The sequence below is a fragment of the Labrys miyagiensis genome (assembly GCF_030160835.1).
Lineage (GTDB): Bacteria > Pseudomonadota > Alphaproteobacteria > Rhizobiales > Labraceae > Labrys > Labrys miyagiensis.
The window spans coordinates 62,362-83,480 of record NZ_BSPC01000015.1; the positions used below are offsets into that span (position 1 = coordinate 62,362).

General features: G+C 62.8%; 18 protein-coding genes. 6 read left to right on the plus strand and 12 right to left on the minus strand.

What is annotated here, in order from left to right; all coding sequences use genetic code 11:
• Positions 1–134: 134 nt before the first annotated feature.
• Positions 135–416 (plus strand): YMGG-like glycine zipper-containing protein, encoded by a 282-nt coding sequence (locus QQL24_RS08675; protein WP_284311581.1) that lies wholly within the window; start codon positions 135–137, stop codon positions 414–416.
• Between the two features lie 68 nt (positions 417–484).
• Positions 485–1,954 (plus strand): cardiolipin synthase, encoded by a 1,470-nt coding sequence (gene cls, locus QQL24_RS08680; RefSeq protein ID WP_284311582.1) that lies wholly within the window; start codon positions 485–487, stop codon positions 1,952–1,954.
• Here the strand turns inward: cls and QQL24_RS08685 are convergent.
• Together QQL24_RS08685 and QQL24_RS08690 are read right to left on the minus strand one after the other, a co-directional pair.
• Positions 1,938–3,119 carry an MFS transporter gene (locus QQL24_RS08685; RefSeq protein ID WP_284311583.1) on the minus strand — a complete coding sequence of 394 codons (1,182 nt, stop codon included), beginning with the start codon at positions 3,117–3,119 and terminating at the stop codon, positions 1,938–1,940. The two genes, cls and QQL24_RS08685, sit on opposite strands and share 17 nt — an antisense overlap.
• On the minus strand, positions 3,112–3,897 hold the full coding sequence (locus QQL24_RS08690) for a DeoR/GlpR family DNA-binding transcription regulator (RefSeq protein ID WP_284311584.1): 786 nt from the start codon (positions 3,895–3,897) through the stop codon (positions 3,112–3,114). The genes QQL24_RS08685 and QQL24_RS08690 overlap by 8 nt, the downstream gene beginning before the upstream one ends.
• A gap of 188 nt (positions 3,898–4,085) precedes the next feature.
• On the opposite strand from QQL24_RS08690, the gene QQL24_RS08695 reads away from it, so the two are divergent.
• Complete coding sequence (locus tag QQL24_RS08695) at positions 4,086–5,930, plus strand: ABC transporter ATP-binding protein/permease (protein WP_284311585.1); 1,845 nt, start codon at positions 4,086–4,088, stop codon at positions 5,928–5,930.
• An 87-nt stretch (positions 5,931–6,017) separates the two neighbouring features.
• Positions 6,018–7,385, plus strand: a complete 1,368-nt coding sequence (locus tag QQL24_RS08700) for a glucoamylase family protein (RefSeq protein WP_284311586.1) — start codon at positions 6,018–6,020, stop codon at positions 7,383–7,385.
• Positions 7,386–7,394: 9 nt separating this feature from the next.
• On the opposite strand, the gene QQL24_RS08705 is transcribed toward QQL24_RS08700, so the two are convergent.
• The 10 genes from QQL24_RS08705 to QQL24_RS08750 form a co-directional block, all read right to left on the minus strand.
• The gene (locus QQL24_RS08705) at positions 7,395–8,156 is read right to left on the minus strand and encodes an SDR family NAD(P)-dependent oxidoreductase (protein ID WP_284311587.1); all 762 of its coding nucleotides are present in this window, start codon (positions 8,154–8,156) and stop codon (positions 7,395–7,397) included.
• Between the two features lie 160 nt (positions 8,157–8,316).
• On the minus strand, positions 8,317–9,426 hold the full coding sequence (locus QQL24_RS08710; protein WP_284311588.1) for an ABC transporter ATP-binding protein: 1,110 nt from the start codon (positions 9,424–9,426) through the stop codon (positions 8,317–8,319).
• Positions 9,427–9,452: 26 nt separating this feature from the next.
• Positions 9,453–10,343 (minus strand): carbohydrate ABC transporter permease, encoded by an 891-nt coding sequence (locus tag QQL24_RS08715; protein ID WP_284311589.1) that lies wholly within the window; start codon positions 10,341–10,343, stop codon positions 9,453–9,455.
• Positions 10,336–11,280 carry a carbohydrate ABC transporter permease gene (locus tag QQL24_RS08720; protein ID WP_284311590.1) on the minus strand — a complete coding sequence of 315 codons (945 nt, stop codon included), beginning with the start codon at positions 11,278–11,280 and terminating at the stop codon, positions 10,336–10,338. Before QQL24_RS08720 ends, QQL24_RS08715 begins: the two co-directional genes overlap by 8 nt.
• A gap of 140 nt (positions 11,281–11,420) precedes the next feature.
• A complete protein-coding gene (locus QQL24_RS08725; RefSeq protein WP_284311591.1) occupies positions 11,421–12,689 on the minus strand; it encodes an ABC transporter substrate-binding protein in 1,269 nt (422 codons plus the stop codon).
• Positions 12,690–12,926: 237 nt separating this feature from the next.
• Positions 12,927–13,760: an HpcH/HpaI aldolase family protein gene (locus tag QQL24_RS08730; protein ID WP_284311592.1), complete on the minus strand. Its 834-nt coding sequence runs from the start codon at positions 13,758–13,760 to the stop codon at positions 12,927–12,929.
• A gap of 190 nt (positions 13,761–13,950) precedes the next feature.
• On the minus strand, positions 13,951–15,144 hold the full coding sequence (locus QQL24_RS08735; protein WP_284311593.1) for an enolase C-terminal domain-like protein: 1,194 nt from the start codon (positions 15,142–15,144) through the stop codon (positions 13,951–13,953).
• Between the two features lie 69 nt (positions 15,145–15,213).
• Complete coding sequence (locus tag QQL24_RS08740) at positions 15,214–15,924, minus strand: GntR family transcriptional regulator (RefSeq protein WP_284311594.1); 711 nt, start codon at positions 15,922–15,924, stop codon at positions 15,214–15,216.
• A 14-nt stretch (positions 15,925–15,938) separates the two neighbouring features.
• A complete protein-coding gene (locus QQL24_RS08745) occupies positions 15,939–16,898 on the minus strand; it encodes a 2-hydroxyacid dehydrogenase (protein WP_284311595.1) in 960 nt (319 codons plus the stop codon).
• A gap of 317 nt (positions 16,899–17,215) precedes the next feature.
• A complete protein-coding gene (locus tag QQL24_RS08750) occupies positions 17,216–18,328 on the minus strand; it encodes a lactonase family protein (RefSeq protein WP_284311596.1) in 1,113 nt (370 codons plus the stop codon).
• 186 nt (positions 18,329–18,514) lie between these two features.
• Here QQL24_RS08750 and QQL24_RS08755 point away from each other — a divergent pair, with 186 nt between their 5' ends.
• Positions 18,515–19,249 carry an SDR family oxidoreductase gene (locus QQL24_RS08755; RefSeq protein ID WP_284311597.1) on the plus strand — a complete coding sequence of 245 codons (735 nt, stop codon included), beginning with the start codon at positions 18,515–18,517 and terminating at the stop codon, positions 19,247–19,249.
• 281 nt (positions 19,250–19,530) lie between these two features.
• The gene (locus QQL24_RS08760; RefSeq protein ID WP_284311884.1) at positions 19,531–21,093 is read left to right on the plus strand and encodes a CYTH and CHAD domain-containing protein; all 1,563 of its coding nucleotides are present in this window, start codon (positions 19,531–19,533) and stop codon (positions 21,091–21,093) included.
• Positions 21,094–21,119: the final 26 nt, after the last annotated feature.

Consider the following 21,119-nt stretch of genomic DNA (forward strand, 5'->3'; position numbering starts at 1 on the left):
CAGCGAAAGCAGAGGGTAAAGCTTACATTATCATTCATCTCCGGTTCATGATGTGCATGATGTAAGAATTGCGCTTTGCTCTCAGTTGTATCTGTATATGATCAATATGGAACGGCGTTCACGGAGGATCTCTCATGAAGAAGCTTTTGGTCGTCGCAGCTGCAGGGCTTTTGCTCGCTGGCTGCTCGGAATATTCGCGCTCTGACCGTGCGCTAGGTGGTGCCGCGATTGGTGCCGGTGGCGGCGCCCTCATCGGCGGCCTGGCCACCCATTCGGCCGGCGGCGCCGTTGTCGGCGGCGTGCTCGGCGGTGCTGCCGGTGCCATCGTCGGCGCCGAGACCACACCGCGCGCCTGCACGCGCCGTTGGTATGATGAATATGGCAATGCACACTATCGCCGCGTGCAGTGCCCGTAAGGCCACTGGCTTTCAGGTCCTCACCTGAGTAGATTGCACCCACGCAGTCCCGCTGCGTGGGTGTTTTGTTGGAAAGGCCCTTTCCTTTGCCGCTGTTGAACTTCAGCGCTCTGGACCTCAGCGCTTTGACTTGGGCCTATTTCTATTCCGAATGGGCCATCCGGCTCATCATGATCGTGGTGGTGCCGTTCCGACGTACTTCCGAGGCGGCGCGAAGCTGGCTGCTGCTGGTGATGTTTCTGCCCTGGCCGGCTCTAGCGCTCTATCTGCTGATCGGGCGTGCAACCTATCCGCGCTGGCGCCGCCGGCGTTTCGAGCGCCTGCCCACCGTCCTCAAGCTCTCGGCCGACAAGATTCTCGAGCTCACGGAAGTTGCTCGTGAAAAGCTGCCGCGCCGTTTCACCCGAGCCGCCATCCTGATCGAGAAGCTGGGCAGGCTGCCCGTCATCGAGGGAGCCAAGGCAGAGTTCCTGGCCGACTATGCCCGCATGGTTGAGCGTCTCGTCGCCGATATCGAGGCCGCCGAGCGTCATGTGCATCTGCTCTTCTATATCTTCGCCAGCGACGAGGTCGGCCAGAAGGTCATGGAAGCGCTGGGGCGTGCCCGGGAACGGGGCGTTACATGCCGCGTGCTGATCGATGCGCTCGGCTCGCGGCCCTGGGAGCGAGAGGTGCGCACCACGCTCCTGGATTATGGTGTCGAAGTTCATCTGATTCTGCCGATCACCTTCTTCCGCCGCAAGTCGGCGCGGGCGGACCTGCGCAACCATCGAAAGATCGCGGTGATCGACGGCCAGGTCGCCTATGCGGGCTCACAGAACATCATCGCTGCCGATACGCTCGTCGACGCTGGCAACCAGGAACTGATGCTCCGGCTCGAAGGGCCGATCGTGCTGGAATTGCAGGCGGTCTTCGTGGCCGACTGGTTCCTGGAGACGGATGAGGTATTGCCGGTCGACAGCGTGATGTCGTCGATGCCGGCAGCCGGCACCCTCACGGCCCAGGTGTTGCCGAGCGGCCCCGACTACCGGGTCGGCGGCATTGAGAGCCTGATCGTCACCGCCGTTCACTCCGCCCTGCAGCATGTGGTGATCGTCACGCCCTATTTCGTGCCGAGCGAGCCGGTGCAGAGGGCCATGCAGATCGCGGTACTGCGCGGCGTCGAGGTCCATCTCGTGGTGCCCAAGGTGTCGGACCAGAAGCTGGTGCGCTTTGCCCAGGAATCCTATTACACCGGCCTGCTCGCCGCAGGCGTGAAGATCCATCTCTTCCGCGACAAGTTCCTGCATGCCAAGAATGTCTCGATCGACATTGATCTGGCGCTGATCGGTTCCAGCAACATGGACATGCGCTCCTTCGTGCTGAATTCCGAGGTGACCGTGGTCATCTACGACCGCGAGATCGGGCTGCAATTGCGGCGCATGCAGGAAAACTACATCGCCAACAGCGACCTCCTGGCGCTCGACGTCTGGCGCAGGCGCCTGTGGATCCGCAAGTTGGCGGAGAACCTCGCCCGTCTCGTCAGCCCGCTTCTGTAACCCGGCGCGTGGTACCCGCGCCCTGCGCGCAAGTCCAGGCCAGGGCGGCGACAATCACCGTCCCCGCTGCCGCTACATAGAAGATGCCTGCGAGGGAGGTGGCGTGGGCGACCACGCCGAGCAGTGGCGGCGCTGCCAGCAGACCGGCATAGCCCATGGTGGAGACCGCCGCGATCTGCACCTCGGGCCTAGGCATGGCGCCAGCGGCGCTGAACAGCACCGGCACGATATTGGAGAAGCCGATACCGGTCAGGGCATAGCCGAGAATGCCGATATAGACGTTGCCGGAGAGCGGGCCGAGCAGCAGACCAGCCAAAGCGAGCAGGCAGCCTCCCCGCACCAGCGTGACGCCGTCGATATGACGGCGGATCGCGTCGCCGAAGAACCGCATGATGGCCATCGAGCCGGCGAAGGCCTGGTAGCCGACATTGGCAATCGCGGGATCGGCGCCGAGATGTTCGCGCAGGAAGATCGCGGCCCAGTCGAGCACCACGCCCTCGCCACTGAAGGTCAGGGCCGCCATGACACCGATGAGCAAAGCGAGGAAGGCGGGGCGCAGCGAGTGCCTCTGCGAGGTTCCGGCAATGCGTTCGACATGGCCGGCGCCGAGCCCACGCTGGCCCCAGGCGAAGAGGACGAACAGGACCACGGCCATGATCAGGGCCTGGAGCGAGCCGCCCGTCCATTCGAGCATCAGCGTGGCAAGGCCTGCGCCGACGAAGCCGCCGAGGCTCCACATGCCGTGGAAGGAAGACATATAGGGCCGTCCGGCCTCCTTCTCGACCCGGGACGCGTCGGCATTCATCGCCACATCCATGCAGCCGCCGCTGGCGCCGAACAGGAAAACGATGGCGCAGAGCACGGCGGCATTGGGCGCGAGCGAGATCAGCGGCAACAGCGCGCAGAAGAACAGGCCGCTGATGCGGATCAGGGTGGCCGTGCCAAGCCGCTGGATGACCCAGCCGCTGCCGGTCATGGCGATCACCGCGCCGGCGCCCAGCATCAGCAGGGCCGTGCTGAGCACGATCGGATCGAGGCCGAGGCGGATCTTGGCGAGCGGGATCTGCGTGGCCCATACGCCGTAGAGTGCGCCATTGACGAAGAATATGGCGGCGGTGGGGTGCCAGACCGGCCAACCGGTGAGGGGGCGTGCGCTGTCAGGCAAGATGGATCTCCACGCCGCTGTTCGAGTAGCGCTGCAGGATGGCGCCGGAAACACCCCGCTCGGTGACCATATGGTCGAGGCGGCTGAAGGGGGCGATCTTGTAGGCCGAACTGGTGTCGAGCTTGTCGGCGGTGATGAGGGCGATGACCGAGCGCGAGGCGGCCACCATCGCGCGCTTGAGGCAGGTATCCTCGTAGTCGACGGCCGTCACGCCATCGATGAGATCCACCGCGCAGGCGCCCAGGAAGCAAAGATCCGGTTTCATGCCGGCGATCTGCTCCAGCGCGCCGGCACCGATGGCGCTACGCGAGAGAGGATCGATCATGCCGCCCACCAGCATGAGCTTGCTCACGCCGCGATCGAGCGTGGCAACGGCAATATCGGGTGAGGGGGTGATGACGGTGAGACCGGCATCAACCGGCAACTGACGGGCCAGCATCAGATTGCTGGTGCTCTGGTCGAGCAGGACGACCATCTCCGGCGCGATGAAAGCAAGCGCGCGGCTCGCCAGTTGTGCCTTCTGCGCTTCATTGGTGACCACACGCTTGTCGAAGCGATGCGAAGATTTCGATTTGCGCAGCGCTCCGCCATGCACGCGTTCGACCAGGCCGGCATCGGCGAGTTCGCGCAGGTCCCGCCGGATGGTGTCCTCGGAGACGGCGAAATCGAGGGCGGCCTGCGCCGAGGCGATGCGGCCATCCTGCTCGATGCGCTCCAGCAGCAGGCGCTGCCGTTCGGCGGGGATGAGGCTGGTGTCAAAAGCGGCGTCAGTATCCATAGCAGGTTCGGTCTTTCATGAGACCTCTGCCTTATGACGCGTCATGTTGCATGAATCAAGCGCAATCATGCAAATAGGCGCATAAACACGCGCACGCTTTTCCCCGAGCCTGTGGCCTGCTGGCCTGTCTGCATGCTTGAGGATGACTCTCGTCAATGACCGGCTATAGTCGCGGCGGAGAGTGATTCATGGTTGCACAAACCGGCGGAACTGCTGCCGAAGAGCCGAGCAACGAGCCGGACAAGCCCGGGCAGTCCGAACAATCCATGGGTGGGCTGCTCCTGCAGCTCAACACGATGGGCCGTGCCTTCATCAGTTCTCCACACCGTAACCAATTACTCCTCCTCGTCGTCGGCGTCTTCCTGGTTATTATCGTCACGGCCTATTTCCAAATCCTGCTCAACGCCTGGAACCAACCTTTCTACGATGCCCTCGCCCGCAAGGATCTGTCCGAGTTCCTGCAGCAGATTCTGGTCTTCCTGGCCATTGCCGGTGGCCTCTTGATCCTCAATGTGACGCAGGTCTGGCTCAACAACATGGTCAAGCTCAAGCTGCGCCAGGGGCTGGTAGAGGATCTCGTCGGTCAGTGGATGAAGCCCCGCCGGGCCTTCCGTCTGGCCAATTCCAGCAAGATCGGCGTCAATCCCGACCAGCGCCTGCATGAGGACGCGCGCCATCTTACGGAGCTGTCGACTGATCTCGGCATCGGGCTGCTGTCTGCCTCGATCCTGCTGGTCAGCTTCATCGCTGTCCTCTGGAACGCATCGAGCGGCTTCGTCTTCGAGGTCTATGGCTACAGCCTCGCCATTCCCGGCTATATGGTCTGGGCGGCCGTCTTCTATGCCATTACAGCCTCGCTTCTGTCCTGGCACGTCGGCGGCCCGCTGATCAGCCTGAACGCCGACCGTTATGCCCGCGAGGCCGAGTTTCGCTTTTCCCTCGTGCGGGTGAGCGAACATGTGGACGCCATCTCGCTGAACAATGGCGAGAAGGACGAGGAGCGCCAGCTCAACCTCGATCTCAAAGCGGTGCTGATGGCAATGCGGCGGCTGGTGACCGCCACGACCAAGCTCGCCTGGGTGACATCGGGCTATGGCTGGTTCACCAATCTCGCCCCCTTTCTGGTTGCCGCGCCGATCTACTTCGCCGGCAACTTGACCTTTGGCGGCCTGATGCTCGCCGTGGGGGCCTTCAACCAGGTCCAGTCGCAGTTGCGCTGGTTCGTCGACAATTTCAGCCTGATCGCCGACTGGCGCGCCACGCTGCTGCGCGTCGCCAATTTCCGCCACGCCGTGACCGATGTCGACAAGCTGCAATCCAATGCCAGCCGCATCGAGTTCACCGATTCCGAGGACGGCGAGATCAAGCTCGATGGGCTGGTGATCGAATCGCCCACCGGCCGAACCAGGCTTCAGGAGGAGAAGGTCGACATCAAGGGCGGCGACCGAGTGCTGGTGGTCAGCGAAGCCGGTGCCAACAAGACATTGCTGTTTCGCACCATTGCCGGTCTCTGGCCCTTTGGCGACGGCAATATCAGCATGCCCAAGGACGAGCAGGTCACCTTCATGCCGCGTCGGCCCTATCTGCCGCAGGGCACGCTGCGGCAGGTGCTGTCCTATCCCCAGCCCGTGGCGAAGTTCGAGCAGGAGGACTTCAAGAGGGCGCTCACTTCGATCGGCCTCGGCCATCTGACGTCCGATCTCGACCGCAATGTGCGCTGGGACAAGGATCTGGGCGATGAGGAGCAACAGGCGCTCGCCTTTGCACGGCTTGCTTTGCAGAAACCGGCCTGGATCGTCATCGACGAGGCGCTGGAAGGCTTGGACGAGGAAACGCGCGACAAGGCCTATGGTGTCATCAAGAACGATCTTGCCAAGTCCGCGATCATCCATATCGGCCGGGTCGGCGCCAGGGCGGAGGTGTTTCCGCGCACGGTGCATCTGGTCAACGACCGTGGCGTCCTCGAGCACGAGGATCCCGACCCCCCCGAAAACACCCGGCAATCCTTTTGGGGGTTTGGAGATGACATTTGATTTCAATACGAAATCGTGAAAACTTGAACTGAAATATCAGAAACTGGGGCGGCTGGGGTTTGACCTGCCAGGGCGGAAAGACGGACGATGGCGAAAGACAAGGGCACCAGGAAGAAAGCTGCCAAAGCCGAGAAGGCGAGCAAGAAGGCCGTCGCGGCTGATGACAAGGCTGCCGCGAAGGCAGGCTCGGCATCCGGGCCCTATACGGCCGCCGAACTCCTCGAACTGTCGGACGATGCCCTGCTGGAGGCGGTGCAGCGTCAGACCTTCCGCTTCTTCTGGGAGGGCGCCGAGCCTGTCAGCGGCATGGCGCGAGACCGCACCACCCGCACCGTCGATACACCCAGCGACCTGGTGACGACCGGCGGCACGGGCTTCGGCGTCATGGCGATGATCGTGGCGATCGAGCGCGGCTGGATCACCCGCGCCGAGGGACTGGCGCGACTCACCCGGATCATCGACATCATCGAGCCGACCACCTGCTTCCACGGCGCCTATTCGCATTTCATGCATGGCGAAACAGGCAGGGTCTGGCCCTTCAGCCGCAAGGACGATGGCGGCGACCTCGTCGAAACCGCCTTCCTGTTCCAGGGCCTGCTCTGCGCCCGCCAATATTTCGATGCCGACACGCCGGCCGAGAAGCGCCTGCGCGACCGCATCACCGGCCTGTGGGGCGAGATCGAGTGGAACTGGTACACGCAGGGCCGCCATACGCTCTACTGGCACTGGAGCCCGAACAACGGCTTCGTGCTCGACCATGACATCCATGGCTGGAACGAGTGCCTGGTCGTCTATCTCATGGCGGTTTCAGCGCCGCGCTATCCCATCGACCCGGCTGCCTATCACCGCGGCTTCGTGCAGGCCCGCGACTATGGCCCGCCGAGCACCTATTATGGCATCGAGCTGCCGATAGGCCCCGACCGCGGCGGCCCGCTGTTCTGGGCGCATTATTCCTTCCTGGGACTCGACCCGCGCGGGTTGAAGGACGCTTATGCCGACTATTGGCAGCACAATGTCGCGCACACCCTGATCAACCACCGGCATTGCGTCATCAACCCGCATGGCCACAAGGGCTACGGCCCGGATTGCTGGGGCCTGACGGCGAGCGACGATCCGGCGGGCTACGACGCCCATATGCCGAGCAACGACAATGGCACGATCAGCCCAACGGCCGCCCTGTCGAGCTTCCCCTATGCGCCCGGGGAGGCGATGGCGGCGCTCCGGCATTTCCTGAGGAAACATGGCGACAAGGTCTGGGGCCGCTTCGGCTTTGTCGATGCTTTCAACGAGGGGAAGGATTGGTTTGCCGAGACCTATCTCTCCATCGACCAGGGCCCGATCGTGGTGATGATCGAGAATCACCGCACCGGGCTGATCTGGGACCTGTTCATGAGGATCCCGGAGATCCAGGCGGGCCTCAAGAGGCTCGGCTTCGAGAGCCCGCATTTGAAATAGCTGGGAGTGCTATCTCAGCCCGCCATCCACGACGATGCACTGCTTGGTGAGCATGAAGCTGTCATCGGCGGCAAGGAACAGGGCCGTGCGGGCGATATCATCCGGCACCAGCGAGCGCTTCATGCATTGGCGCTCGATGAACATCTGCATGTCGTCCTCGCTCACCCATAATCGCTTCTGGCGTTCGGTGATCACGGCGCCGGGGGCGATGGCGTTGACGCGGATGTTGGAGGGGCCGAATTCGCGGGCCAGTGAATTGGTGAGGCCGACCACGGCCGCCTTGGCGGTGGCGTAGGTCGTCATCGCTCCAGCGCCGCCCATCCAGGCGATCGAGGAGAAGTTGATGATCGAGCCGGCGCCGAGCGTGCGCATCTGCCGGCCGACCGCCTGGGCGGCGAAGAACTGGTGCTTGATGTTGAGGCTCATGGTGCGGTCCCAATCGGCCTCGGTGACGGCATCGACCTCTTGGCGCGTGTCGTTGGCGGCGTTGTTGACCAGGACCTGAATGGGCCCGAGCGTATCGCGCACCGTGGTGATGGCGACGTCCAGCGCCTTGATGTCGAGCAGGTCGCAAGCGATGAAGAGGGGCTTTTTGCCCTTTTCCGCAAGGCGTTCGGCAAGGGCCCTCGACTCGTCTTCGAGGATGTCGACAAAGGCGACCTGCGCACCCTGTTCGACAAAGGCTTCGACTATGCTGGCGCCGATACCCGAGCCGCCGCCGGTGATGAAGGCGACGCGATTCTGCAGGCTGGAGTAGCGGGCGAAAGTCACGGCAATGGTCCTTGCTGAAAAGGGATTGGGGGATAAAGAAGGGGCGGGATCGCGGGCGTCTTGCTGGCCTTCCTGGGAGCGCGGACGTCTCGTCCGCTCTCGGAAACGAGTCGTAATTACGATTGAGAAAGAGCGGACGAGACGTCCGCGCTCCCAGGAGCTAATTGATCAGGCGTTCTGTCTGTGCGTCGAACACGCAGACCTTCGACATGTCGACGGACAGCGGCACGGTCTGGCCGACCTCCGGCGCATCGTCGGGCTCGAAACGGGCGATGATCTCGTTGCCGGCAAGGCGCAGGCTCACCATGGTCTCCGCTCCCATCGGCTCGACGATCTCGACCGGTGCCGAGACCACGGCGCAGGCCCGCTTGCCCGGACCCCGCTCGGGATGGTGCAGGGTGATGTGTTCGGGACGAACGCCCAGCAGCACGCTGCGTGTTGTCGCCTTACCGTTGAGGGGAACGGCAAGGTTCATCGTCACCGGCGTGCCAGTGGTGCCGGCAAGGGCCAGAGACGAACCCTGCTCGCCGGTGACCTCGGCGCTCAGGAAATTCATCGGCGCGGCGCCCATGAAGCCGGCCACGAATTTGTTGTCGGGGCGATCATAGATGGTTTGAGGCTCGGCGAATTGCTGCAGTTCGCCCTTGTGCATCACCGCGATGCGTGAGGCCAGCGTCATCGCCTCGACCTGATCGTGCGTGACATAAATGGTTGTCTTGCCAACGCGTTGATGCAGTTTCTTGATCTCGGAACGCATCTCGACGCGCAGCTTGGCGTCGAGGTTGGAGAGCGGTTCGTCGAACAGAAACAGGGCGGGATCGCGCACCAGCGCCCGTCCCATTGCGACGCGCTGGCGCTGGCCGCCGGAGAGCTGCGCGGGGCGGCGCTTCAGCAACGGCTCAATCTGCAGGAGTTGCGCAACCCGTGCCAAAGCCTGCATCTGCTCGGCCTTCGGCACCTTGCGGCTTTCCATGCCGAAGGTGATGTTCTCCTGCACGGTCATGGTGGGGTAGAGCGCATAGGACTGGAACACCATGGCGATGTCCCTGTCCTTGGGTGGTACCTGGTTCACCACCCGGTCGCCGATGAGGATATCGCCGGAGGTGATACTTTCGAGCCCGGCGATCATCGAGAGCAGAGTGGACTTGCCACAGCCGGATGGGCCGACCAGGGCGACGAACTCGCCGGGACGCGCCTCGATATTGATGCCGCGCAGCACTTCCAGGGCGCCGTAGCTCTTGCGCAGATTTCGAATGGTGAGTGAGGTCATTCCGCCAACTCATTGCTCAAGAGGAATTATTTGATCGCGCCCTGTGTGAGCCCGCGCACGAAATAGCGCCCGCCGAAGAAATAGATCAGCAGGGGTGGCAGGGCACCGATCAGCACTGCCGCGCTCATCACGTCATATTCGCGCACATTGGTGCCGTTCATGGTCAGTGCCACCAGGGCCGAGGTGATCGGCTGCTCGCGCCCGGAGGTGAAGACGACGCCATAGAGGAATTCGTTCCAGATGCCGGTGAACTGCCAGATCACCGTGACGATCAGGATGGGCGGGGAGAGCGGCAGGATGATCTTGCGGAAGATGCGCCAGAAGCCGGCGCCGTCGATGCGGGCGGCCTTGATCAGCTCGTCCGGCACGTTCACGTAATAGTTCCGGCAGAACAGGGTGGTGAAGGACAAACCCTGCACCGTGTGAACGAGGACGAGGCCGTAGGTCGAGTTGGTGAGGCCGATCGTGCCCAGAATATAGGCCCATGGCAGCAGGGCGATCTGGCCGGGCATGAACACGCCGAGCGTCATGCCGGCGAAGATCCATTCCGAACCGGGGAAGCGCCATTTCGACAGGATGTAGCCGTTGATGGCGCCGATCGCCGTGGAGATGATGGTGGCCGGAATGGCCATGCGCAGCGAATTGAAGAAATTGCCCTTCACGCCCTCGCAGGTGCCCCCGACGCAATAGGTATTCCAGGCCTCGTACCAGCCCTTGAGATTGAAGCTGCGCGGGAAGGCGATCAGGCCGTTCTGCGCGATCTCCGGCAGGTCGCGGAAGGAATTGAGGATGATCACCACCAGCGGCAGCAGGTAATAGGCGGCGAACAGGGCCAGGATGGCATAGACGCCGATCTTGGCGCGAGAACGCTTCCAACTGCCGGAGGTCGCAAGGGGATCGTAGCTGAAGTCAGCCATGGCTTTCCTCCCGACGCTTGCGCCAGGCCTGCCAGAGCGCATAGGGGATGAGGATCAGCGCGATGGCTGCCACGATCATCATCGCGGCGGCGGCGCCCTCGGCGATCTGTCCGCGCTGGAACATCAAGTCATAGACATAGATGGCCGGGAACGTGGTGGAAACGCCCGGTCCGCCGCCTGTCAGGGCCAGCACGAGATCGAAGGTCTTGGTGGCAAATTGCAGGAGCACCACGATCACCGCTATGAAGATCGGCCGGATCGTGGGGATGACGATCTTGCGATAGATGCGGGCCACGCTGGCGCCATCGATCTGCGCGGCCTTGATCAGGTCGTGATCGACGGAGCGCAACCCGGCGAGGAAGAGTGCCATGGCAAAGCCGGAGGACTGCCAGATGCCGGTGATGACGACGCCATAGATCGCCCAGTTGCGATTGGTCATCCAGCGGAACTGGAAGCTCGACCAGCCGAGATTGTGCATGAAGAATTCGAAACCCGCGGTGGGATTGAAAAGCCAGCTCCATACCGTGCCGGTGACCACGAAGGAGACGGCGAGGGGATAGAGGTAGATGGTGCGCCAGACGGATTCGAAGCGCACGCGCTGGTCGATCATGATGGCCAGCAGCAGGCCGATCGCCATGGCGCCCGCCACGAACAACACGCCGAAGACGAAGAGATTGGTATAGGCGATGTTCCAGCGCGCATTCTTCCACAGCGAGACGTAGTGGCCGAAGCCTTCATATTGATATGTCGGCAGCTGCGTGGAGTTGGAAAGCGAGATGTAGAAGGTCCAGGCGGTGAAGCCGAAGACATAGACGAAGCTGGTGAGCACCCAAGGCGCCAGCACGATTTGCGGCACATATTCGCCGAGGCGGTCGCGCCAGGACCGGCGATACTCGCTTGCCGAGGCTGATGACGCTGAAGGTGCAACTGCAGACATTGTTTGGCACGCCCTTTCTTCAAGTGAGCTGCATCTTCCGCCCAGCGCCCCCCACCCTTGTATTCCCTCCCCACAGGGGGAGAGATTGCTGCTGCGTCACGTTTCATTCCGGATGGATTGCGCGGCCGCGACGCCTGTCCTTACATCTGTGCCTGCACGGCATCCGCCATGGCATTGGCGGCGTCCGAAGAAGACATGTCGGGCGTGTTCACGAATTCGGTAATGGTTTCCATCATGGCGCCGCGGAATTTCTGCAGAACGGTCATGTTATGGGCCATCGAGCGCACCAGCGTGCCGGCCTCGATCGAGGCCTTCAGATCTTCCTGGGACTTCTGCTGGCAGGGATTGAAGCCATCGAGGGTGATGTCCAGCCGGGCAGGAATGGAGCCCTTGGCCTTGTTGAAGATGGTCTGGAAGTCCTTGGACATGATGAGGTGGGCGAGGAGCTTCTGGCCGTCGATATAGTCCTGGTCCTTCTGGGTGAAGAACACCACGGAGTCCGAATTCAGGATGAAGCCGGGCTTGCCCCAGTCGGTCGGTGCCTGAGCGCAGACATAGTCCTGCCCCTGCTTGAAGCCTGCCGCGGTGAGGGTGCCGACCTCCCAGTCGCCCATGATGAAGAAGGCGGCCTGGCCATTGGCCATCATGTTGGAGGCGGCGTCGTAATCACGCCCGGAAATACCTTTGTCCATGTATTTGGACACCATCAGGCGGAACTGATCGAAGGCCTTGATCATGCCCGGGCTGCGCAGGGCGTCCACGTTGCCTTCGACGAAGGCCTTGCGGAAGAGATCGATGTCCTGACCGTAGACGACGTTCTCGAAGACGGTGGCATCGCTCCAGTCCTGCGACAGGTGCGCGATGCAAATGAGGCCCGCGGCCACCACCTTGTCGCAATCGGTATTGAACTCGGACCAGTTCTTGGGAAGATCGGTGATGCCGGCCTTGGCCATCGCCTTGGTCGAGCCCCAGAGCCAGTTGATGCGGTGGATGTTCATGGGAGCGGCGACCCAGGAGCCCTTCGGCTTCATCACCGGCAGCAATTCAGGCGCCACCACCTTGTCCCAGCCTTCGTCACCGGCGAGGGCGTCGAGATTGGCGGTCTTGCCGGTGTCGTTCCATTCGGCGATTTCAGGGCCCTTGAGCTGGACGGCGGGTGGCGCGTTGCCGGCGACCACGTCGGCGCGCAGCTTGGCGAGCGTATTGGCGGTATGGCCCGCGATGGAGGTCTGTTCCCAGGTGCCGCCGGCGGCCTTGAAGAGTTCCCCGAGCTTGGCGATGGCATCCGCGTCGGAGCCGGTCGACCATTGATGCAACAGATTGGTTTTCGGTTCGGCGGAGGCCGCGCTGGCCATCAGGGCAGCGCACAGCAGACTTCCGACCGCGGCAACGAGGCTACGGCGACGCATTAGTTCCTCCCTGTTGATTTCCTCGCTCTTCGCGAGCGTGTGGATATTCGACTACCATACAAGATACCAGTTTGCAATGTGACGGTTCCCACGTTGAGAAGTCATCCCGCACGCGCTGCAACACGCAGTGGTGCGGCGCAGATGCGGGACCGCAAGATGAGAGAGGCGTCCCACGGCGGGCGGTCCCGTGTCTGCATCGCACCACTGCGCGCTGCGATGCGCACGGGATGACTAGGTTCAGGCGATCGCCTGCCGGTTGGCCTCCAGCGATTGGCGCGAGCCCGCGGCCAGCAGTTCGAGATCCGAGGTGGTGGTGAGGATGAGCACGCCGCGCTCGATAAGGGCGCGCTGGTCGGCGGGCTTGGTATTGATGCCGAGGCTGACGGGCACGCCAGCCTTCTTGGCCTTGGCGATGATGGTGTCGAGCGCGCCTTTGTTGGTGGGGTGCTGGTGCTGGCGGAACAGGCCCGTGGTGCCGGAAAGGTCATTCGGCCCGATGGCCACCGCATCGATGCCCGGCACGGCCAGGAATTCGTCCAGCACGTCGAGCGTAGCGATGTCCTCGATCTGCGGCATCACGAACAGCGCCTCATTGGCCGCCGCGACATAATCCTCGATGTTGCGGTAGTAGTTGGAGGCGCGGCGCGGGCCGAAGCCACGGGCGCCGACCGGCGGATAGCGGCAGGCCCGCACCAGATCGCGGCACTCCTCCACCGTGCGCACCATCGGCGCCATGATGCCTTCGACGCCCATGTCGAGCACCTGCTTGATGCGGACATGGTCGTTCCAGGGCACGCGCACCACCGGCACGGTGTCGGTGCCGTTGAAGCCCATCAGCGTGTGCTGAAGCGTCACCAGGTCCCAGGGGCCATGCTCCATGTCGATGAGCAGGAAGTCGAAGCCGGTGCGGGCGAGGATCTCGGCAGCCGCCGGATCGTTCAGGCTCAGCCAGGCGCCGAAGACGGGCTTGCCGTCCCTAAGCTTGCCCTTCATCGCCTTGACGCGGCCGAGCGCGCCCCAGCCGCCACTGGTGGCTGCGCCGGTGCTCTGCAAACCTTCTGCTTCAGACACTGTAACTTCCTTCTTTCCTTACCCTCCCCTTTATGGGGAGGGTCGACGCGCAGCGTCGGGGTGGGGTGAGAACCACCGCCCTTGATTTATGTTCGAGATGAAGTCAGCAAGGCATGTGGCGCCACCCCACCCCGGACTTCGTCCGACCCTCCCCATAAAGGGGAGGGTGAAGATTTGGCGGCACCTGGCATCACAAGCGGACTTCTTCCTCGCGTTCGATCTTGGCCGGGTCGAGATCCATGTCGACACCCGGCGCATGGGGCAGGTGGATGTCGCCCTTCACCGGCCAGAGTGGGTTCATCAGGAAATGCATGTTGATGGCGTTCCACTTCACCAGGAATTCCTGGTAGGGCGTGTGGATGGGCGATTGCGTCACGCTGAAATGGATGCCGATGGGCGTCGAATGGCCATGGGGGATGGTGATGAGGTCATGCACCGTGGCATAGGCCGCGATCTTCAGCGTCTCGCTGAGGCCGCCGCACCAGTAGATGTCCGGCTGGTAGATATCGAGCGCGTCCTTCTCGATGAAGCGCTTGAAGCCCCAGCGGGTATATTCATGCTCGGCGCCGGAGAGGGGGATGCTGGTCTTGGCCTTCAGCTTGACATGGCTGTCGATGCGGTCGGGCATGAAGCATTCCTCCACCCAGCGCGGGCGGAATTCCTCGATGCGGGAGCAGAAATCCACGGCATAGTCGAGGTTCAGGCTCTGCCAGCAGTCGATCATGATGTCGTAGTCATCGCCCAGCGTCTCGCGCAGCGTGCGCACCAAGGCGACGTTCTGCCTGAGACCCTCGTGGCCGGCCATCGGGCCATGGCGGATGAACCATTTCTGCGCCTTGTAACCCTTTTCCTTATATTCCAACGCTCGCTCCCTCACCTTGCCGAGATCGAGCACGGCATAGCCGAGCATGGAGGCATAGGCGGGTATGCTCTCGCGCGTCGGCCCGCCCAGGATGCGCCAGAGTGGTTGGTTGAACGCCTTGCCCTTGAGATCCCACAGGGCGCAGTCGATCGCCGAGATCGCCACCATCGGAATACCCTGGCGACCATGCACCTGCAGGCGGTGCATCTGATCCCACAGGAGCTCGATCGCCAGCGGATCCTTGCCCATGATGATCGATTTGAGTTGGGTGAGGATGAGATGCGAGCAATCCTGCCAGATCGGCCCGGCTGTGCCGGTGACGCCTTCATCGGTGTGGATCTCGACGAAATCCTGCACCAGCTTCAGATGGCTGCCATCGACCTGTTCGCCGCCTTCAAAGGGGCCCTGGTCGCGATATTCGGGATAGATGTCGATAGGGCGAACGAGGCGTTCTTCCCAGAACATGCCTTTGGTGGCCATGGTGCCGTGGACACGGCGAATCTTCACGCCGGTAATCTTCATTCTTGCCGATCTCCCTGCAAATTTATCGTTTGAAAACAAACGCAGACCGGCAAATCTCGGAGCCTGCGCCTATGCCTGCCCCTCCTTGGTCGCCTTCTTCACTTCACTCTCGCGGCGGAACATTTCGTAGGGGTTGTAGACATGCAGGCCGAGCCGCGAAACCGCGTCGCTATCGCGGCCGGCCTTGAGGGTTTCCACGATCTCGCGATGTCCGAGGCGCGAGTCCGCGATCTGCTGCGGCGTGCGAGTGAGGCGGTAGCGGATGGTGCGTACGCGCCCGGATATGCGGGCATAGGCCTCGATCAATTCCTTGTTCTCGCTGGCCTTGACCAGGCCTTCATGAAACGAATTGTCCAGCGCCTGATATTCGGCAAGGTCGGGAAGCGGCGGCGTCTCGCTGCGGCTGACCACTCTTTCCAACTGCTCCACCAGCACCTCGCGGTTGCGCGAGATGGCGATGCGCATGGCGCCGGTTTCCAGCACCTCGCGCAGTTCGCAGATGTCGCGTAGTTCCGCCTCGTTGTACTGGAACACGAAGGTGCCGCGCTGCGGACGAACCTCGACCAGATGTTCGGTTTCGAGGCGCATGAAAGCCTCGCGCACCGGCGTGCGGCTGACGCCGAGCTGTTCGGCCAGCACGCTCTCCGAGAGCTGTTCGCCAGGGCCAAGGCGGCCGGAAACGATCAGTTCGCGGATTTCGTGGATCACCAGTTCCGCCAGGGAGCGCGGGCGGGCCAGGCGCTCGAGCGGGGTGGGATCAGCCGGGTTGGGTGTCATCATGGCGCTGGAGCCTCCTATGTCACCGACGTAAGGGCGCCGCGGCCGGAGAACCAGCTGACGAGGTTGTCGATGACGCAGGCGCCCATAGCCCGCATCGTTTCTTCAGTCGAGGAGGCGATATGCGGCGTTAGCACTACGTTATCGAGTGCCCGCAAGGCGGCAGGCACCATAGGTTCGTCGTAGAAGACATCGAGACCGGCCGCACCCAGGCGCTTTTCCTGCAGGGCCTTGATCAGTTCAGGTTCGTCCACCAGCCAGCCACGGGCGATGTTGACGAAGATGCCGCGAGGGCCGAGGGCGTCGAAGATCGTGCGGCCAATCATGGGTGGAGCGCCCTTGGGATTGCCCGCGGCGCACAGGAAGAAAATGTCGACGGTGGAAGCGAGCGTCCCGGCATCGGTGACGTGGGTATAGGGGACATCCTCGCGCTTGACGGGATCGGCGTAGAAGATCTGCGTCTTGAACGCCTCGAGACGCCTGGCGACTTCGATGCCGATGCGGCCGAGGCCGAGAATACCCACCCGCAGGCCGGTGAGCTTGCGGCCGAGCGGCAGGCGCTCCTTCTCCCATTGCTGGCTGCGCACGAATCGGTCGGCGAGGGGGATCTGGCGGCAGCAGGAGAGGGCGAGGCTCACGGCGAGATCGGCGACATCGTCGAAGAGGACGGGGGTGGTGGTGAGCTTGATGCCACGCTCGCGGATGGCGGGCAGATCGCTGGTTTCGAGGCCGACCCCGTTGAGGGCACAGATCTCGAGCTTCGGCATTAGTTCGATATGGCGCCGCGTCAGCCCGGCCATGCCATGACCGACGGCGCCGCGGATCGAGCTGCCGATGCGTTCGAGGGCGGCGAGGGGATTGGCCTCGGCATAGACCGGATGGATCTTGAAGCGGCTCTTCAGCTCCTCCAGCACGAAAGGCTGCTGCCCGCCGATCAAGGCCAGTTCGACGTCGGGAAACGACGCTGCCGAAATCATGGCGCCCTACCTCATTCCACCCTGGAGCCCGCCGCTTATGCGGCTATGTATCTCGTGTGTAACATATCAGTTGGGAGGGCGGCAAGACGGGAAATGTCGGATGAATGGGAGCGTGGACATCACAACGACATGTGTGCATGTCGTGATGTCCGCTCGTGGAAACGGTGCGTAGCGAGGATCTAAGGAGCTTGCATCGAGGGTCGCTCCCGCCTTTGGGCGCTACCTTGAACTGAGGTCACGGCCCATCCTCCGGCTGGCGCGGTTCAAGAGCGGACGTCACGACATGCACACATGTCGTTGTGATGTCCGCGTTCCCGTTACTCAGCCTGGAAGAAGGCCACGCAGGTCGGCGTACCCACGTCCACCTCGATGCCGGTCGGCGTCAACTCGCCGCTGTCACGATTGATCGCGAACACCACGAGCTTGTCGTTGTTCTGGCCGGTGACAACCAGGAAATTGCCGGAGGGATCGATGGCGAAATGCCGGGGGAATTTCCCGATGGAGGGCACGTTGTGCTCCAGGGTCAGCCCGCCTTCGCTGTCGATCGAGAAGACGGCGATGCTGTCATGGCCGCGATTGGCGACATAGAGATAGGAACCATCGCCCGAGATGGCGATTTCCGAGCAGAAACTCTCCGTGCCCGCCGAGTCGGGCAGGGTGGAGACGGTGGCGAGCGCCGTCAGCTTGGCCTGCTCGGCCTCTAAAGCGAAGGAGGAGACGCTCGATCCCATCTCATTGGCGACGAAGACGAAATGGCCGCGCGGATGGAAGACGAAATGGCGCGGGCCGGCTCCGGGGGGCAGGGAAGCCGCGCCGGCCCGGCTGAGCGCGCCCGTCTGGCTGTCGAAGCGATAGATCACCAGGAGATCAAGCCCGAGGTCGGAGACGATGACATAGCGATTATCCGGTGTGGTCTTGACGCAATGGGGATGCGGACGCTCCTGGCGCTCCGGATCCGGTCCGGTGCCGGAATGGGTGGCGTCGCTGACGGAAGGCTTCAAACCGCCATCCTCGCGGATCGGCAGGATGGCGATGGCCTTGTTGGGCAGCTCGGTCTCCGGCATCAGGCTGTAATTGGCCACCAGCAGGAAATTGCCGGTGCGGTCGCGGCTGCTATGCGCGGTGATGCTGCCGAGCGTGGCCTGCTTGTTGATATAGTGGAGGTTGCCGGTGAGCGGATCGATCGCATAGGCCGAGGCCGTGCCCTCGTTCCAGCCGACGACCTCGCTGGTGACATGCAGCGCCTTGTGCTTGGCGTCGACACTGATCCAGGTGGGGTTGTCGATGCCCTCGATCAGACCTGATGGCGCGATGGCGCCGCTGGTCTCGTCAAAGGTGAAGATGGAAATGCCCTTGGCATTGTTGGTGGGATAATAAGGTGTCGGACGCGTGGCGCCGCCGACATAGAGGTAAGTGCGCTGTCCTGACATCAATCCCCGCCTTTAGACTCGATCGCTCCATAGTGAGGCGACCATATGGGACGGGGGAAGGCCGGGCAACAGCGACACGGCCTATAGAGGCATGACGTCGCGCCATATCTCAGCGTTTGAATTATTCATACAAAAGCCGCTATCAATCGCTGGACGACAATCCAGAAAATCGAGACGGAGTGAGGAATGTCCCTATCCCTGCAAGGCAAGACGGCGCTGGTGACGGCCGCTGCCCAAGGCATCGGCCGGGCTTCGGCCCAGGCACTGGCGGCCGCCGGTGCGCGCGTGATCGCCACCGACATCGCCGAGGACAAGCTCAAGGATCTCGCCTCGGATTCGATCAGCGTCGAGCGCCTCGATGTGCTGTCGCCGGATGCGATCGCGGCCCTCGCCGAACGGCATGGCGCCAAGGTGGATATCCTGTTCAACTGCGCCGGCGTGGTGCATGCCGGCACCATCCTCGACTGCACTGAGAAGGACTGGAACTTCGCCTTCGACCTCAACGTGACGGCGATGTTCCGGATGATGCGGGCCTTCCTGCCACATATGCTGGAGCGGGGCGACGGCACCATCATCAACATGTCCTCGGTCGCCTCGAGCGTGAAGGGCATTACCAATCGGTTCGCCTACCAGGCCTCCAAGGCAGCGGTGGTGGGCATAACCAAATCGGTGGCGGCCGACTATGTCGGCAAGGGCATCCGCTGCAACGCCATCGCGCCGGCGACGGTGGAAAGCCCTTCACTGCGCGAGCGTCTCGAAGCCACCGGGGATTATGAAGCGGCCCGCGCCGCCTTCATTGCCCGTCAGCCGATCGGACGCATTGCCCGCCCCGAGGAAATCGCCGATCTCGTCGTCTATCTTGCGGGCGCGACCTACACCACCGGTCAAGTTCACGTGATCGACGGTGGCTGGACCGGCTGAGGCCAAAATACCCAGCCCAAAAATACACGAAGAGGCCCTCTTCGCTGCCGCGCGGAGGGCTTTTTCATGTTGCATTATCCAGCAATCCTGAGGGGCGTACATCTTTGTAAGCGCGAACTTGGCCATTTAGCCTCTGTGGCCGGTAGAATGTGACAATTTGATCTGCCATAGCTCCGAAATGTCATCAAAGTGTCATCCAAGAGATTCTCTCGCCACGGGATGACGTCGTCTGGAGTAATGCCGTGGAAACAGGCAGTAAAACTGATTCGGTTGCGCCAGTTGTGGGCATAGTATTGCCTCCTCCCGCAGCCAATCGGGAAATAGAGCTGAAGCTTCTCGTGCCCGAAGGAAGCCTGGATTCCCTGGCCAACGTGCCGATCATCACCCAGCACGCGCGAAATCGCGGTATTTTCCGCAACTTCGAGAGTGCTTATTTCGATACGCCTGACCGCCAGCTCTATCGCAACAAGATCGCGCTCAGGGTGCGTCGGAGCGGCAAGACCTACATCCAGACCCTCAAGCGGCCAGTGGATGGCGGCAATCCGCTTGCGCGCCATGAGTGGGAGGTGAGCGTTCCCAGCCTGGTGCCCGATCTGGAAAGCCTGCCGCCCGAGGCGCGCGAGGTCGGTCTGGAGGGTGTCACCAATGCTGTGCTCGAAACGGTCTTCGTCACCAAGTTCCGCCGCCGCATCCAGGCTCTCGACCTGCCGGCCGCGAATCTGGAGCTTGCCTATGACAATGGCGGCATCACCGCCGGCGAGCGCCGCGAGTCCATCAACGAGATCGAGCTCGAGCTGAAGGCCGGCGATGCCGCAACGCTCTATGACGTCGCCCTCGCCTTGCTCGATTCGGCGCCGCTGCGGGTCGGTACGCTTGCCAAGGCCGATCGCGGCTATCATCTCGCCTATGATCCGCCGAGCGAGGGCGTACGCGCCGCCAAGGCCGGCGTCGATGCGCAGGACAATGTCGACGAGATCGTGGCCAAGCTGCTCGGCGACTGTCGCCAGCACATGGTCGCCAACCAGGCGGTGGTGGAGGCCGGCCGGACGCCGGAGGGTGTGCACCAGATGCGCGTGGCGCTCAGGCGCATGCGCACGGCCATTTCCATCCTGCAGCGCCAGATCGGCTCGCCTGCGCTCGCCTTGGTGGCGAGCGAAGCCAAGTGGCTGGCCTCGACACTCGGCCCGGTACGCAACTGGGATGTGCTCGATGTCGACACCATTGCCGGCATCGAGACGCAATGCCCCGATCACAAGGCCTTCGCCGCCCTGCGCGAGAGCATCAAGCCGCGGCGCAGCAGCAATTACGATCATCTGCGCGAAGTCTTTGCCACTCCGCGCTATAACCGCTTCCTGCTCACCCTCGGCCGTACCGTCGAGCGTCGCGTCTGGCGCAACGATATCGCCAGCGGGTCCCTCGGTATCCTGGCGGAGACGGCGGACAGCTTCGCCCGGCAGGCGCTCGACCGCCTGCATCGACGGGCGCTCAAGGGCGGCTCCCATTTCCGGCGCCTGCAGCCGGAAGCCCAGCACGAATTGCGGCTGAAGCTGAAGAAGCTGCGCTATGGCGTGGAATTCTTCCGCAGCGTTTTCAGCGCAAAGGAAGAAGCCCAGCGCTATCTGGTCCGTCTGGCGGACCTGCAGGAGAGTCTCGGCCTTGCCAATGACGCGGCGACCACGGGCGGGCTGCTGTTCGAGCTGACGGAGAATTCCCAGAGCCCGGCGCTGCACAGGGGAGCAGGGCTGATCACTGGCTGGCAGGCCCGCGACAAGCAGGTGGCGTCGGCCAAGCTGCACAAGGTGTGGAAGCGTTTCCGGGAAGGCGCGCCGTTCTGGCAGATGTAGGGCGCCAGAGCGATCCTGCGGGTTGT

Bases quoted from the DNA above. Each gene is read 5' to 3' on its own strand.
- QQL24_RS08725 (WP_284311591.1), bottom strand. From the start codon at position 12,689: ATGCGTCGCCGTAGCCTCGTTGCCGCGGTCGGAAGTCTGCTGTGCGCT.
- QQL24_RS08710 (WP_284311588.1), bottom strand. From the start codon at position 9,426: ATGACCTCACTCACCATTCGAAATCTGCGCAAGAGCTACGGCGCCCTG.
- QQL24_RS08750 (WP_284311596.1), bottom strand. From the start codon at position 18,328: ATGTCAGGACAGCGCACTTACCTCTATGTCGGCGGCGCCACGCGTCCG.
- QQL24_RS08715 (WP_284311589.1), bottom strand. From the start codon at position 10,343: ATGGCTGACTTCAGCTACGATCCCCTTGCGACCTCCGGCAGTTGGAAG.
- QQL24_RS08740 (WP_284311594.1), bottom strand. From the start codon at position 15,924: ATGATGACACCCAACCCGGCTGATCCCACCCCGCTCGAGCGCCTGGCC.
- QQL24_RS08675 (WP_284311581.1), top strand. From the start codon at position 135: ATGAAGAAGCTTTTGGTCGTCGCAGCTGCAGGGCTTTTGCTCGCTGGC.
- QQL24_RS08720 (WP_284311590.1), bottom strand. From the start codon at position 11,280: ATGTCTGCAGTTGCACCTTCAGCGTCATCAGCCTCGGCAAGCGAGTAT.
- QQL24_RS08755 (WP_284311597.1), top strand. From the start codon at position 18,515: ATGTCCCTATCCCTGCAAGGCAAGACGGCGCTGGTGACGGCCGCTGCC.
- QQL24_RS08695 (WP_284311585.1), top strand. From the start codon at position 4,086: ATGGTTGCACAAACCGGCGGAACTGCTGCCGAAGAGCCGAGCAACGAG.
- QQL24_RS08700 (WP_284311586.1), top strand. From the start codon at position 6,018: ATGGCGAAAGACAAGGGCACCAGGAAGAAAGCTGCCAAAGCCGAGAAG.
- QQL24_RS08690 (WP_284311584.1), bottom strand. From the start codon at position 3,897: ATGGATACTGACGCCGCTTTTGACACCAGCCTCATCCCCGCCGAACGG.
- QQL24_RS08735 (WP_284311593.1), bottom strand. From the start codon at position 15,144: ATGAAGATTACCGGCGTGAAGATTCGCCGTGTCCACGGCACCATGGCC.
- QQL24_RS08745 (WP_284311595.1), bottom strand. From the start codon at position 16,898: ATGATTTCGGCAGCGTCGTTTCCCGACGTCGAACTGGCCTTGATCGGC.